General features: G+C 70.4%; 11 protein-coding genes and 1 tRNA gene. 10 read left to right on the top strand and 2 right to left on the bottom strand.

The window, feature by feature from the left end:
• Nucleotides 1–179 precede the first annotated feature (179 nt).
• From ACWEKS_RS26740 to ACWEKS_RS26700, 9 genes are all read left to right on the top strand, one after another.
• Nucleotides 180–1,376: a hypothetical protein gene (locus ACWEKS_RS26740; RefSeq protein ID WP_452342607.1), complete on the top strand. Its 1,197-nt coding sequence runs from the start codon at nt 180–182 to the stop codon at nt 1,374–1,376.
• A 907-nt stretch (nt 1,377–2,283) separates the two neighbouring features.
• Entirely contained in the window at nt 2,284–3,039 is a 756-nt protein-coding gene (locus tag ACWEKS_RS26735; protein ID WP_452342606.1) for a hypothetical protein, read from the top strand.
• Nucleotides 3,040–3,042: 3 nt separating this feature from the next.
• Entirely contained in the window at nt 3,043–4,020 is a 978-nt protein-coding gene (locus tag ACWEKS_RS26730; protein WP_452342605.1) for a MinD/ParA family ATP-binding protein, read from the top strand.
• Nucleotides 4,021–4,298: 278 nt separating this feature from the next.
• Nucleotides 4,299–4,883, top strand: coding sequence for a hypothetical protein (locus tag ACWEKS_RS26725; RefSeq protein ID WP_354836805.1), 585 nt, complete (start codon nt 4,299–4,301; stop codon nt 4,881–4,883).
• Nucleotides 4,884–4,900: 17 nt separating this feature from the next.
• Nucleotides 4,901–6,583, top strand: a complete 1,683-nt coding sequence (locus ACWEKS_RS26720; protein ID WP_452342604.1) for a cutinase family protein — start codon at nt 4,901–4,903, stop codon at nt 6,581–6,583.
• A complete protein-coding gene (locus ACWEKS_RS26715; RefSeq protein ID WP_452342603.1) occupies nt 6,580–7,776 on the top strand; it encodes a hypothetical protein in 1,197 nt (398 codons plus the stop codon). Before ACWEKS_RS26720 ends, ACWEKS_RS26715 begins: the two co-directional genes overlap by 4 nt.
• Nucleotides 7,777–7,926: 150 nt before the next feature.
• Nucleotides 7,927–7,999, top strand: a tRNA-Gly gene (locus tag ACWEKS_RS26710).
• 116 nt (nt 8,000–8,115) lie between these two features.
• The gene (locus ACWEKS_RS26705; RefSeq protein ID WP_354837076.1) at nt 8,116–8,415 is read left to right on the top strand and encodes a hypothetical protein; all 300 of its coding nucleotides are present in this window, start codon (nt 8,116–8,118) and stop codon (nt 8,413–8,415) included.
• A 99-nt stretch (nt 8,416–8,514) separates the two neighbouring features.
• A complete protein-coding gene (locus ACWEKS_RS26700) occupies nt 8,515–9,699 on the top strand; it encodes a hypothetical protein (protein ID WP_452342602.1) in 1,185 nt (394 codons plus the stop codon).
• A 375-nt stretch (nt 9,700–10,074) separates the two neighbouring features.
• On the opposite strand, the gene rox is transcribed toward ACWEKS_RS26700, so the two are convergent.
• Together rox and ACWEKS_RS26690 are read right to left on the bottom strand one after the other, a co-directional pair.
• Nucleotides 10,075–11,502 carry a rifampin monooxygenase gene (gene rox / locus ACWEKS_RS26695; RefSeq protein ID WP_452342601.1) on the bottom strand — a complete coding sequence of 476 codons (1,428 nt, stop codon included), beginning with the start codon at nt 11,500–11,502 and terminating at the stop codon, nt 10,075–10,077.
• A 134-nt stretch (nt 11,503–11,636) separates the two neighbouring features.
• Entirely contained in the window at nt 11,637–12,635 is a 999-nt protein-coding gene (locus ACWEKS_RS26690) for a hypothetical protein (RefSeq protein WP_452342600.1), read from the bottom strand.
• A 260-nt stretch (nt 12,636–12,895) separates the two neighbouring features.
• On the opposite strand from ACWEKS_RS26690, the gene ACWEKS_RS26685 reads away from it, so the two are divergent.
• The gene (locus ACWEKS_RS26685) at nt 12,896–14,128 is read left to right on the top strand and encodes an MFS transporter (RefSeq protein ID WP_452342599.1); all 1,233 of its coding nucleotides are present in this window, start codon (nt 12,896–12,898) and stop codon (nt 14,126–14,128) included.

Raw genomic sequence — 14,128 nt, 5'->3', positions numbered from 1 at the left:
CCGGGTAAGATCAGGGCCGCAACATGATCATCGCAGGTGGTGGGGTTCATGATGGATCATCGGGACCTGGTTCCGGTGGGCCACCTGTGTAGTCGGCCAGGGGTGCGGAATGCCATGGCATCCGGGGGATTCGGGCCGTGTGCCCGGTGCTGTCCATTCGGGGAAGGGGAATTGGGGACATGAAGACCACACGAACTTCGATCCTGTTGTCGATGCTGCCCATCGCGCTGGTGGCCGGCCAGGGCGTCGCCGCCGCGGCCCCGGGCCAGCCGGGCCTCGCCGTACCCGGCGACGGGCAACCGGGCCTGAGCACCCAGCCGCAACAGCCGCCCGCGAATTCCTCACCCAGCCCGGCGGATTACATCCCGGATCCGCCCATCGCTCCCCCGAACCGTCCCCGGCCGAAGCAGCAGACAACGCCGCAGCAGGACACCATCATTCAGCCGCAGACCCAGCCACAGGTCCAGCCGACTGAACCGCAGAACACCCAGCCTGGTCAGCCCGCCGCGAATGCGCCCGAAGTGATGCCCGCGGACCCGCATCAACTGCGGGTCGGCACGGGCGGCGTCGAGCTGCCGGACTGGATCGACACCAAAACTCGCGACAAGGCCCAGGCCTATCTCGATATGGCGGAGTGGCAGATCGCGGCCGCCTACGACCGAATGGGTTTCTCGCGAGACGATTCCGACCGAATGGCGGCCTCGAGCTCGATGGGTGCGCTTCTCGGCGCGGGCACAGTTGGCGTGGCCGCGCCAGCAGTGCTGGCGCCGATCGGCTGCGGCGTTGGCGCGGTAGTCGGAGCGCTGGCCGGTGCGGCTATCGCCGGTGTTCCAACTGCCGGGGTTGGAGCGCCTGCGGGCGCAATCGTCGGTGGAATCGCGGGTTGTGTCGGCGGCGGCTCGCTCGGCGGACTCGTCAGCGTCCCATTGGTAGTCGGCGGCGGCGCACTCGCTGCCCTCGGCGCAGGTGCACTCAGCGGCGGCGATGCGACGCAGCCAGCACCTCCTGCTCCCCCGGCTTTGATCGATACCGCTGCGCAGGTGCCGGTTTCGGATCCGGTGACGGGTTTTCCCGGGGTACGGCCGGTTTCGGCGATCGCCGGATTGCCCGCGCCGATCGCGCAGGTGGCCGCGCCCGTCGCGCAGCAGGTCGCCACCACGGTCGAGCAACAGGTTGCGCCGGTGGTGGAGCAGGCGGTTACCGGGGTCGGGCAGCAGGTGGCCGCGGTGGCGCCGCAGGCCGCGCCCGTGGTCGAGCAGGTGGTGGACGGCGTGAACGCGCAGGTCGACTCGTTCCGCACCGCCGTGGCGCAGATGCCCCCGCTCACCCCCGAAGCCTTCATGGCCGCACTGCAACCCGCCCCGCCGGGTGCGTGACCGGAACGGCACGGGCAACGCCGTGACTCCAGACACCAACGCCTCCGACTCCACCCCAGGCCACTTACCTCCCGCCACCCCCGACCCCACCTCCGCACCTCCGCATCCCGACCTGACCCGAACCGACCGCGCCCACGACTTCCTCGCCCTCGACCCCGATCCCGCCGTCCAGACATCTGCAACGGCCCGGACCGAAGGTCACGAGGCCCAGGCCGAAAGCGCCGCGCCCCAAGCCAAGAACGGCGCAGCCCAGACCCAAAGCGGCACACCCCGAGTCGAAAACGGCGCAGCCCGGCCCGATAGCGCCACACCTCGAACCGAAGGCAGCACGGCCCCGGCCAGCAGCGCCACACCCCAGTCCAACGGCACCCCAGCCCAGCCCCAAAGCGGCACCCGCAGGACCGAATACGGCACACCCCGGGTCGGGGGTGGCGCAGCCAGGGCCGAAAGCAGTACCACTCCACGCGCAGCCGACCCGGCACACCGAAGACCCGGCACAGCTCAGCGCGCGTCCGCCACAGCGCGCGAACCCGGCACAGCGCAAGAAGAATCCGCCACAGCTCAGCACCGAACCGGCACTGGTGGACGCGAACCCGATACAGGTAGGTGGGAACCCGACAGGGGTCGGCCGGGACTGGGTGCAGCCGCGCGGGTGATCGGCGTGGGGCATTCGGGAGTTGTTCCGGCTGCCGGCGGGGGTGCTCGAGGTACTGCCGGTGGGGTCGACGTGGGCTTGGGCGAGGGTGGCTTGGTCCGGGTTGGGAGCGAAGGTATGGATGGTCGAGGTGGGGCGGGGCGGCATCGGGCTGCGGAGGGTTGGGGAGGGTTCTCGGCGGACCAGGATAGGGGCGGCGGGGATGTGGGCGGGGACGTTGGGGGTTCGGGGCCGAGTGCGGGGCGGCCGGTGATGCCGGTGCTGGCTCCCGGCGGTGGGGAGCCGGTGGGGGCCGTGGAGGCGGAGGCGCCGGGGTGGGCCTCGTGGCTGACGGAGGGGGCGGTGCCGGCGGCGAGTGAGGCAGGGCGGCAGTCGGTTCGGGCGGACGAGTTGCGGGCCGAGGATCCGATGGCGGCGCTGGTGTCCGAAGCGCGGCGGCGGGCGGAGCAGACGCAGCGGCGGTTGCGGATCCGCAATCGGGCGCTCGCGATTGCCGGAGTTTCGCTGACGCTGGTGCTGGTGGCGGTGGCCGGGTGGCTGGCGCTCACGCCGGGCGATTCACAGGCGCCGCAGGCGGTTCCGGCGACCAGTGCGGCGGGCCCGAGCACGTCCGGCGGGAATCAGCCGGGGCTGGTCACCTGGTGCCAGGAAGTCAGTACGCCGCAGCGGGTGAGCGGCGACACCGCCGGCGACCTCCTCAGTGGGCCCGGCGTCATCATGCACCTCGAATACGCCTGGTACGTGCTGCGCGACGTCGGCGCGGTGCGCGCCCTGCTCACCCCGGACGCCCGCGTCGCCCCGGAACAGGCCACCCGCGACGCGATTTCGGCCACCCCGGCCGGCACCAAGCACTGCGTCACCATCACCGGCGCGGACGCCGACCGCTGGAATGTCACCGTCGACGAGAAGCACCCGGACGGCACTCAGACCTCCTGGCAGCAGGTCATCACCACCGCCGCCCGTGACGGCCAGGTCCGCATCACCTCCATCGTCGCCGGAAGCCGGTGAGCCATGGTCGACATCGACGACCGGCTCCGCTCCACTCCCCCCGGTCCCCCCGCAACCCCCACACCCGGGCCCGGTCTCGAACAGCCGAACACGAGTGCGGAGGTGGAGGCGCGGCTGGTCGAGGCGGTGCGGGCGAGTGTGGCTGGGGGCGAGGGAGATTCGGGGCTCAGTGAGCTGATGCAGCCCGGGCCCGCGGGTTCGCCCACCGATGGCGTGCCGTTGCGGGGCGGGCAGGGGCGGCTGGTGCGGGCCGCCGTGCCGCCGGTGCTGGTGCTGGGCGGGTCGGGGGCATCGGGGGCCAGTACGACGGCGCTGGGGCTGGCCGCGGCGGCGGCCGTGGACAGTGACGGCGAGGTGTGGCCGGTGGTGGTGGACGCGACGCTCGGGGGCGGGGACGTGGCGCTGCGCGGGTGTGATGCGGCGGCTCCGGTGGGGAGCCTGCAGAAGTGGCTCGGCACACCGTATCCGGGGCTGGCATCGAGCGTGGGGGCGTGCTCGGGGCAGACGTCGACCGGGGTGCGGGTGCTGGGGCGGACGCCGGACCCGTTGCCGCGCAGGGAATCCCTGGTGTCGGTCGCGCGGCATCTCGAAAATGCCGGGCTGCTGGGGGTTTTCGATGCGGGCGCCCCGGTCACCAGCCGGTTGGCGGCCCCGCTGCTGGCGGACCCCCGGGTCGGGCTGGTGATCACCGTGGCCGCACGCCCCGACGCCATCAACCGCCTCCAGCCCGCCCTCACCTGGCTGGACGAGAACTTCAGCGAATTCGTCGTCGGCGATGCGGTCATCGTCCTCACCGAACAGGTACCCGGTTCGGCCGCAGCGGTTCTCGACCACGTACGCACCCACCTCGGCTCCTGGGTCCGCGCCGTGGTCCCGATCCCCTTCGATCTCCACCTCGCCACCGGCGGCCCCATCACCTGGCACCATCTCACCGCACCCACCCGCGACGCCTACCTCACCCTCCTCGGAGCGCTGCGATGACCACGCTCCACGACCCACGCCGCGCCTCGCCGTCCCCGGACCCGCACGCCGCCCACACCCCGGCACCGCGCTTGACCGACAACTCGGGTCCGGCACCGCACACTGCGCACAGTCCCTTCGATACCGACGAGACGGCCTCTGGTCGGCCCGCTATGCCGAGCACCGCATGGCAACCACTGGGCGGCGGCGAATGGCGCAGCGGCACAGCATATTCCGACGTGCCTGCACCGAGCCGGCCCGCGCCCACGGCTCCTCCCGTGCCGATGTGGCATCGAGCGGTGCCGAATCGGCCGCCGCGGCCGCCACTGGTGTGGCTGGTGGGCGTGCACGGCGGCGCGGGGGTCAGCAGTCTCGCGGCCAGTCTCAGTTGGGCGGGCGACGCGGGGCAACGGTGGCCCGCGCGGATCGGGCTGGCCGGAGATCTGGATTCGCCGCTGGTGGTGCTCGTCGGGCGCAGTCATCTGCGCGGGGTGAATGCCCTGCATCGGGCGCTGCTGGCACATCAGGCCCGGGCCACGCCCGCCGGCAGTCAGGTGGTCGGCGTGGTGACCGTATCGGATTCGGCTCGGCCGCTGCCGATTCCGGTCGCGCAGCGGCGCGAGGAGATGGAGGGCCTGGCCGTCGCGCTCGGCGCCCGCACCTGGCGGCTGGGCTGGCTCGAACAGTGGCGCGCCCTCGAACCCTACGAAATGGCGGAATGGGATCCCGCCGCCGGTGGCTCACCGGTGGACGACGGGGATCCCACTCGTACTCCCCCGCAACCGGTTCGGCTTCTGGCCGAGCAGATCCTCACCGCGGCGCGCATTGCCGGGGCGCGGATCACCGAACGCGCGCAGCACGGCGCGGAATCAGCCAGTCCATAACCTGAACGAGGTGCGACGTGCATCGAAAACTGCTGCCCAGCGTGGGGTTTCGGAGTTCGGCACTCTTGACCGCGGCCGTCTGCATCGTGGCGACGGCCGCCGTCGGGCCTGCTGTGCTGAGCACGGCGGAAGCCCGGGGCGGGCCGCCGGACACCACGGTCCCCATCGACAAATGCCCGGCGCTGTTCGCGCTCGGCGTCCAGGGCACCGGCGAATCCTCCCCCGACGCCGCCGTCACCACCGACACCGGCATGCTCTCGGAAGTCTTCCGGCCCATGATGGCCGCCGCCACCGACGCCGGTCTGGTGGACCGGGCCTACGTGCCCTACGAGGCGTCCTTCGGCGGCGCGGTGTCGGTGTCCACCACCACCTACAGCCAGTCCGTCACCGGCGGCCTGGACCGGCTGCGGTCCATGGCCAAACAGGTCACCGACCGCTGCCCCAGCACGAAACTCGCCATCGCCGGGTACTCGCAGGGCGCGCATGTGGCCTCGCAGTTCGCGCAGGAGGTCGGCGCGGGCCAGGGCACCGTCCCGGCCGACCGGATCGCAGCCGTCGCGCTGTTCGGCGATCCCAACCGCAATGCCAACGCGCCGTTGTTCCCGGGCAAGCCGGATCAGAAGCTGCCCACCGCCGCACCCGGCACGGACGGCAAATCCGTGGCGGCACTGGGAGATCCGCCCGCCACCAAGACCGCGTCCGGGGCGGGCATCGCCCCCGACAGCGCCACCCTCGAGAACTTCGGCACCCTGGTCGGGCGGGTCGCCGAATTCTGCACCGAGGGCGATCTGGCCTGCGACACCCCGGTGGGCGCGCCGCTGGTGCGGACCGTCGCCAATATCGCTGGGCAGGTGGAGATTTCGGCGGGCGACCCGATCGGGTCGCTGAAATCCATCGCGGAGGCGCTGGCCTACACCTCGATCAAAACCGCCACCTCGGTGGTGAACAACGACGTGTCCGGCAACTCGCTGTCGGATCTCTCGTACCAGCCGCAGAAGTCGATCTCGCAGCGCATCGCCGACGCCTCCAACCCGAACAACCAGGTCGACGTCCCGGGTGCGTTCCAGGCGCTGCTCAAGGTCGGCACCATCGCCATCAATTCCATTGTGGCCGTGGTGAAGGACATCCTGACCCCGGCCAATATCACCGAGATCGCCACCGCCGGACTGGCCAACCCCCTCGCCGGGCTCGCGGTGTTCGGGGCCAAACTGGTCGGCGCGGTCACCAACCTGGTGCCGCCCACCACCATCAGCCGGCTCACCACCCAGGCATTCACGGCCGTCACCCAGAACGTCACCGACAACAAGGATCTGCTCGACATCACCACCTGGGTGCGGTACTGGGACACCGCTCAGAAGCACGACTACACCCACGCCCAGGGCGCGGGATTCGGCGAGAGCCCGACCGACTGGGTCGGCCAATGGTTCGCGGCCGTCGCCCACGACCTGTCCGGGGCCGCCACCCCGGGCGCCATCCCGAGCGGTGGCAGCGACAAACCAACGCTGGGAATGGATTTCGCGGGCACCTCGACGACGCCCACCAGCGTCGCACCCAACGGGCAGTTCCCGCTCGGCGGCGGCACCTCCACCGGCACGCCCAGCAGCGGCGTCCCGGTACTGAGCTTCTCCCCCGCCCCGACCACACCCACCACCAGCGGGGCGCCACTGATCCCCTACCTCAGCCCGCGGGCGACGCCATGAGCACCACCGAATCGGAGTCGCGGACAACGGAATCGGAGCCGCCCACCCCGCTGCACCAGGGCGCGCAGGCGTACACGGGCAGCTGGTCGGACTGGATCACCGGTGCGGCCGGGCCGGTGCGCTCCGGATACGGCGAGTACCCCGAGCAGTCCGGCGACCGTAGGGTCAGCGCGGCCCGCCGCGAGAACTACGCGGCCGGTCCTGACGAGTACGAAGCCGACGAATTGGACGACGAGTACGACGATTTCGACGACGAGGACGAGTACTACGAGACGCGATCCGCGGCATCGAATCCCCCGCAGGCGACCGGCTGGGCCGCCGCCGCGCCGGAGTACAGCGGGCCGGGCGCCCGGGCGGCCTCCGGCTCGTCCCACGCTCGGTCGATCGACGACCCGCCGGACGCCCGGCAGCCGAACGTGGCCCACGCCCGGCTGGGCCGCGCCCGGGCGGGCGATCCGCCACGGGCGCTCACCGCCTACGACCCCGCCCGGCGTGCCGCGGGCGCCGACGGTCCCCCGCCCGGCTACCCGACCGCCCGGCGCCCCTTGAAGCGGGCCGCGCGGTCGGCCAGGCAGCGACCGAGATTCGCACTCCCCACGCTGAACGGCGGCCGTTGGGCCGTCCCCCTGCTCGGCCTGCTCGCCGTCCTCGCGGTGACGGCCGCGATCGCGGTCCAGATCGCCAAGGTCACCGGTGGCGACGCACCCGCGAAGCCCCATCTCGCCACGCCTCAGGCCGCACCCGCCGCATCCACGCCCGCCGCAGCCTCTCCCACCGACCAACCGGCGTCGGGCCTGCCCGCCAATCTCTGCCCCAACGAGGTGAAGGGCGGCAATGTCCGCGGCAACGGGCCCGGCAGTACCAAGTCCGGCCCGGACGCCATTCTCGCGCTGCAGAACCGCTACTACGTCGACCGCTCGGGCAAGGCGGTCCGTGAGATGTTCGCGCCCGATGCACCCACGCCGACCGTCGACCAGATCCAGGCCGGCATCGACAGCATCCCGGTGGGCACCACCTACTGCGTGCAGATCATGCCCGGCCCCTTCGACGGCCAGCACATCATGGTCGTCACCGAACAGCACCCCGACGCCAGCAAACGCACCTGGTCCCCGCAGCTGGTCATCACCACCAAGATCGGAGACGCGACCCTCATCTCCGCCATCGTGCCCATGAACGAGGACACTCCCAAATAGCCGCCGCGCCACAACCGGAACACCGCCACCCCGCCCCGGAGGCACGCTGTGGCAACTCGGGGTTTGCCAGGCGTTTTGGAAATGCGGGGCGGGTGGGCTAGTGTTTTCTCTCGCAGCCGGACGGGCCGAAACGGGCCGGATGGAAGCGATGCGGATGTAGCGCAGCTGGTAGCGCATCACCTTGCCAAGGTGAGGGTCGCGGGTTCGAATCCCGTCATCCGCTCAACACAGACAACGAGACGCAGCACCTCAGTCGCGAAAGTTGTTCTTGCGCAGTAGATCCCGAGCACATTCGCAGCCATATCGGCCCGATTTCGCGGTAACCTTGTCAGAGTGACCATGTTGCTCAGCGCCTTCCACGACACTGTGCTTTCCCAACACGCCGTGCTCGCCCAGCTCGGCAATCCCACACCGGAGACACCGCCGGTGGCGGACAAGCTCATGAAGCTCGTCCGGTACTTCACCTGGTTCGTGTTGCTGTCGGGTGTCCTGGGCATCACCTACGCCGGTGGCCGCTTCGCCTGGGAGAAGTGGTCGGGCGGCGGGCTCGCCTCCCCGAAGATGGTGGCCGGAGCGATGATCGGCGGAATCATCGCCACCAGCGCGGGCACCATCATGAATGCCGTCATCGGATCCTGACCGTTCCACGGCGATTCCGGCCGTTCAGCGCGTGGTGCGCCGTGTGTCGGTGGGCACCGTTAGGCTCGTCGAACCGACTGGCGAAGACGGGTAGGGGCCTTGACGACGAGCGATGCACGCACCGCGCGCACCACACCGCGCGACGACCCGGCCGAGGGAGTCGACTTCGGGCTGGAGCACGTCAACGAGGTGCTGGCCGCCATGGCCGGCGATGTGGTGGCCGATCGGCCACGCGATGCCGAGCTGATCACCTGCCGGCTCGGACTGGACGGGGAGGGTCCGGAGACCCTCATGCTGCTGGGCGTGCGATTCGGGGTGTCGCGCGATCGGGCGCGGCAGCTGTACACGCGGGCCGTGGGCACCATGCTGCGGCAGACACTGGCCACCGGGCAGCACGATCTGGGGGTGTTCGCGGAACGGTATCCCGTGGGGTGGGGTGACGAGCGACTGGTGCGGACACTGCTCGCGGAAACCTATGCCACCGACGGCGATATCGCGGCCCAGGACTGGGCATATCTGAAGCTGCGGCTCGCCGGGCACGATCTGCAGGACTCGAAACGACTGGCGGGCTTCGTCTTTCAGCGCATCGCGGGGTGGCAGCAGAAGGGGCGCTGGCATCTGCTGCCCGCGGCGCCATCCGATGACACACCCGACGACATGTGGAATACGTGGCTGCGGCGCGTCGAATGGGGCGACGGCAGTCCCGAGGAACTCCCGGTCCTCCCGGCCGGACGCCTGGACTACGACGATGACGGCCGCGGGCGCATGTACTCCGAAAAGCTCGGCCGTGAAGTCACTTTCGACACCGCCCTGCAGGCGCGCCTGCTCCGCCTGCTGGACGCCAGCCCGCGCGTGGAATCCTTCCGCGAGCTCCCCGCCGCCGTCGGCTACGAACTCGACGGCGCCGACCGCGTCCACTACCCCACCGCCGCAGCGCGATTCACCGATGGCCGCACCGTCCTCATCGACGTGCTCCCCCTCGCCCACACCGCCCTGCACCCCCAGCGCGCCCGCGCGGCAGCCTCCCGTGCCCACGCCTTCTCCCGCGGCTGGGGCTGGCTCACCTGGACCGGCAGCCGCGACGGCATCCCGGAACTGCTGTCGCGCACCGTGCACCCCCACCACGAGTCCACCCTGACCAGCCGCCTGTCCACAGGTCCGATGAGCTGGCCCGCCCTCGATGCCTACCGCACCGAGACCGGCATCGACCTCCTCGACCTCGCCGCCCTCGTCCTGCGCCACGACTGGCACTGGCACCGCGCCCCCTTCCGCCTCACCCGCTGACCCTTCCAAGATCAGGGAGCTCTCGGCGAGGAATTTCACCCGATTCCCCGCGCTGTGAGCTCCCTGATCTTGAAAACCCTGTGGGACACGCCTGGCCTGCGATACCGACATTGCGAAACGGCAAACGCGTTATACACGCCGAATCAACCTGCGCTGGTATCCAATCCGCGATAGGCGTGTCCGATCAGCCTCTCGCAGTGCCCGATCGGACTATCGGGCGCTGCCGAATCACACTGTCATGGTTGCCATATCGGCACACTGCGTGCCGAATCAACTCGTGGTGGTGCCGAATCAGCATGCGACGCTGCCGAATCAGCGCGGCGCGGTGCTGAACCAGCACTCGACGGTGCGGAATCGACACATGATGGCGCCGAATCAGCTTGTGGCGGTGCCGAACCAGCGGGGCAGGACTTCGAACAGGTCGTCCTGGTCGGAGCCGGACCAGGCGATGTGGCCGTCGGGGCGGAGCAGGAGGGCGGGGGCGGTGAGTTCCTCGCTGACGTCGACCACGTGGTCGACGCGGTCGGACCAGCCCTGGACCGACAGCCGGCCGGTCTGGTCGAGGAGCAGGCCGCGGCCCTGGCGCATGAGCTCGTAGAGGCGGCCGCGCTTCAGGGCCACGTCGCGTTGGCGGCGACCGCGGAGGTCGTCGCCCGGGCCGAAGTCGTAGCGGACGCCGAGGGCGGTGACGCGTTCGATCAGGAACCGGTGGACCGCTTCGAATTCCATCAGTTGGGTGAGCAGGCGGCGCAGGGCCTGGGGGCCGGGTTCGAGGGAGGTGAGTTCGCTCATGGCGCGGGCGGTGTCGAGGACGTCGGCGGCCACCGGGCGGCGTTCGGATTCGTAGGTGTCGAGGAGATCGGCCGGGGCCCAGCCGTTCACGGCCGCGGCGAGCTTCCAGCCCAGGTTGAACGCGTCCTGGACCCCGAGGTTGAGACCCTGACCGCCGTTGGGCGGGTGGATGTGGGCCGCGTCGCCCGCCAGGAAGACGCGGCCCGATCGGTAGGCGTCGGCGAGACGGGTGGCGTCGCCGAAGCGGGAGAGCCAACGGGGTGAGTGGGCGCCGAAATCGGTGCCCGCCACCGCCCGGACCTGACGCTTGAGCTCGTCGAGGGTGGGCGGAACATCGCCGTCCTCGGCCACGCCGTCGGCGGGCGCGCCCAGCCGGTACACGCCATTGCCCAGCGGCATCGCGCCGAAGCGCCGATGGGTCTTGTGCAGTTCGGTGACCAGCGCCATCACCTCCTCCTGCGGTGTGGTCAGCTCCACCTCGCCCATCAGCGTCTCGAGCCGGGCGGGCTCGCCCGGAAACCCGATGCCGAGCAATTTCCGCACCGTGGACCGGCCGCCGTCACAGCCGACCAGGTAGCGCGAGCGCAGCCGGGAACCGCCGGCCAGCTCGACCGTCACCCCGTCCGCATCCTGGCTCAGCCCGGCCACCGCACACCCGCGCCGGATCTCCACGCCCAGCTCTACCGCGCGCTCGGCCAGCAGGCGATCCGTGATCGGCTGCAGCAGACCCAGCACGAACGGAAACGTGGTGTCCAAGCGCACCGGCCGTGCGGGCACGATGCCGGCGAAGAACGCGCTCGGATCGTGCTGCTTGCCCAGCGCCAGGAATCGATCCGCCACACCGCGCTGATCCAGCACCTCGACAGTGCGTGCGTGCATCCCCATCGCCCGCACCACCTTGGTCGGTTCCGGGTCCCGATCCAGCACGAGCACCTCCACCCCGTGCAACCGCAACTCCGCGGCCAGCATCAGTCCCGTCGGCCCGGCACCCGCAATGATCACATCGGCCATGAATCGCCATCCTCCTGATTTCCGCAGGTAATCGCCTGTCGGCCGACGATTCTGCGGCACCCCCCGGGCCTTGCCGCAAGCCCCCCACTGCGATATACGTTGAAGGGGGAGGGAGATTCAGGCGCGATTCGCGGCTACTTCAGGACCAGACCCGCGGCGATGAAGGTGATGATCACCATCACCGCGAACCAGGTGATCAGCTGCCAGTGCAGGATCGCGGACTTCTGACTCGCCACCGTGAGCCGCAGCGTGGCGTCGACCCGATTGTGGTCGGCGATCTTGCGGCGGGTCTGGGCCAGATCGTCGGCCTGCTGCTGGGCGGCGATCTCCGCGCGCTCCAGGCGGTGCGTCATGCGCAGCAGCTGCTTGGTCTTGTCGCGGGTGGCCTTGCGGGCCAACGCCAGAGCCGTGCTCTGATTCATGAGTTCCTGGCGCTGCCGTGCGATGACGGCCGCCTGTGTCCGAGTGTGGCGTTCCCAGTCGGTCACTGTCGCCCATCCTCCCGTGTGCTCGTCGCGGCAGCCGAACGCTATCGCCCCCGCCACCCAGCCCGTTACGAATTCACGCAGTTCACAAGCGGATTGGCGAGCCGACACCACACCGCCCGGGCCGGAGGACAGCAGGCCGCCGACCACCCGATACTCGCAGCCCTCGGCAGCGAAGTCGTCGAGGCCGAGCGCGGGCAGCTGCGCGGTCCAGAAACCCGGCGGGCAGATCCACAGCACTTCACCACCACCGCCGGCCCGGAGCTCGGCGGTGACCGCACGGGCGCGCGCCAACTCGGGTGGCGCACTGGACACCTCGATGACGCCACTGCGATCACCTTTGCGCCACAGCACATCCGAGAGCCGCCCACCGACAGCGACATCCAGCTGGACATCCTCGGCGCCGGCCGCCAGCAGCCGGCCGCGCAGCCAGAATTTGAGCCGCTGCACATCCCAGCGGCAGTCCGCGCAGTCGGTTTCCCGGCACCGCTCCCCCGCCACATGGCCACGACCGTCGACACTGCGGACAGCCGTGTCCGCGTCGCCCCGCACAGACTTCTCCACCGTCTCGCGCACAGACTTGTCGACCGCCGAATCCCCCACGGCCGTCGGAGGATTCGCGCGCGGATCCGGGTCGGCAAGAGCCACCGACCGCTCTCGCGGAACTTCCACTCGCCTCGCGCTCACAAGATCACCCCAGCCACCACACTCACCGGAAGGACCGCTTCCGTCCTATCGGAAACCACCAGCCCGAGCCGTCACTTCCAGAGTGCCGCAGGGCATGCGTCCGAAGACACGAAAGCGACCAGATTCGTTACCCAACCGCGAGCCGCGTGTGATCAAGCGCGCCGCGGATCGTAACCCGTGCCCGGGATGCCGGACCGCCCCGCCGCCGCTACTCTTTCGAAATGCCCCCGAGTCAGTCCCCGAAGCCGCAGCTCAGCGCACTCCATCCGACACTGCGCGCGGCGCGCTCCGCGAACTCGGTGGCATTCGCGCTGCAGGGGTTCTTCCTCGCCGTGATTCTCACCGAGCTCCCACAGCTGAAGGACAAATTCACCCTCTCCGACGGACTGATCGTGGCGATCGTCGCGCTCATCTCCCTGCTCGCGGGCGTGGGCAGCATCACCGCCGAGCGGATCGCGCTGCACTGGTCGAGCCGCACCGCACTGCGGATCGGGCTGGCGCTGATCGCGGTCTCCGGTGTGGCGATCGCGCTGTCGCCGAACATCATTGCGGCCTTCGTGGCCCTGGGCGTGTACGGCGTGGCCGTCGGAATCGTGGACGCCGGAACCAATATGCAGGCGGTATTCATTCAACATGGCTATGGCCGATTCATTCTGGTCTCGTTCTACGCGGCCTGGAGTGCGGGATCGATCACCGGCGCGCTGTTCGTCTCGGCGTTCGAGGCGCTGAAAGTGCCGCTGCAGGCGTCGATCCTGGTGGCCGCGGCGGTGGTGGCCATCGGCTGCCTGGCCGCGGGACCGCGACTGCTGGGCACCGACGAGGCCGAAGCCGGTCCGGCCGAACACGAACCGGCCGGCGCGGTGCCGATGCGCATCTTCTGGATCTTCGGCGCGGTGATCGCCCTCGCCTTCGCCATCGACCTCGCGGTCGGCAACTGGTCGGCGCTGTACCTGAAGGACGAACTGCTCTCCTCCTCCGCGACCGCCGCGCTGGCGCTGGCCGCCTACCAGGGCGCGTCGCTGCTCGGCCGCCTCACCGGCGACCTGTGGGTACGCCGGTTCGGACCACGCATGGTGGTGCGGGTGGCCGCGGCGGTCGGGTCGGTCGGTCTGGTGATCGTGGTCACCGCCCCGGGACCGGTGGCCGCGATCCTCGGATTCCTGGTCGCCGGAATCGGATTGCCGGTGATCGCGCCCCTATGCTTCAGCGAGGCCGGCCAGCTCACCAGCGGACGCGAGCTGGATGCGCTCATCGCGCGGCTCAACCTGTTCAACTACGCGGGCACCCTGGTCGGCGGCGCGGTGGTGGGCGCGGTCGCCGACGCCGCCAATCTGCGAGCCGGATTCGCGATTCCGCTCGCCTTCGCGGTGGTGCTGATCGGCTGCGCGCGGGTCTTCCACCGCCGCACCGACGCCACCCCCGCGGCCGCCGAGCCCGCCGCGGAGCCTGCTTGA

Source organism: Nocardia sp. NPDC004711 (genome assembly GCF_053601595.1).
The sequence above is the reverse complement of the archived record's forward strand: the minus strand, read 5'-3'. Positions and strand labels throughout refer to the sequence as shown.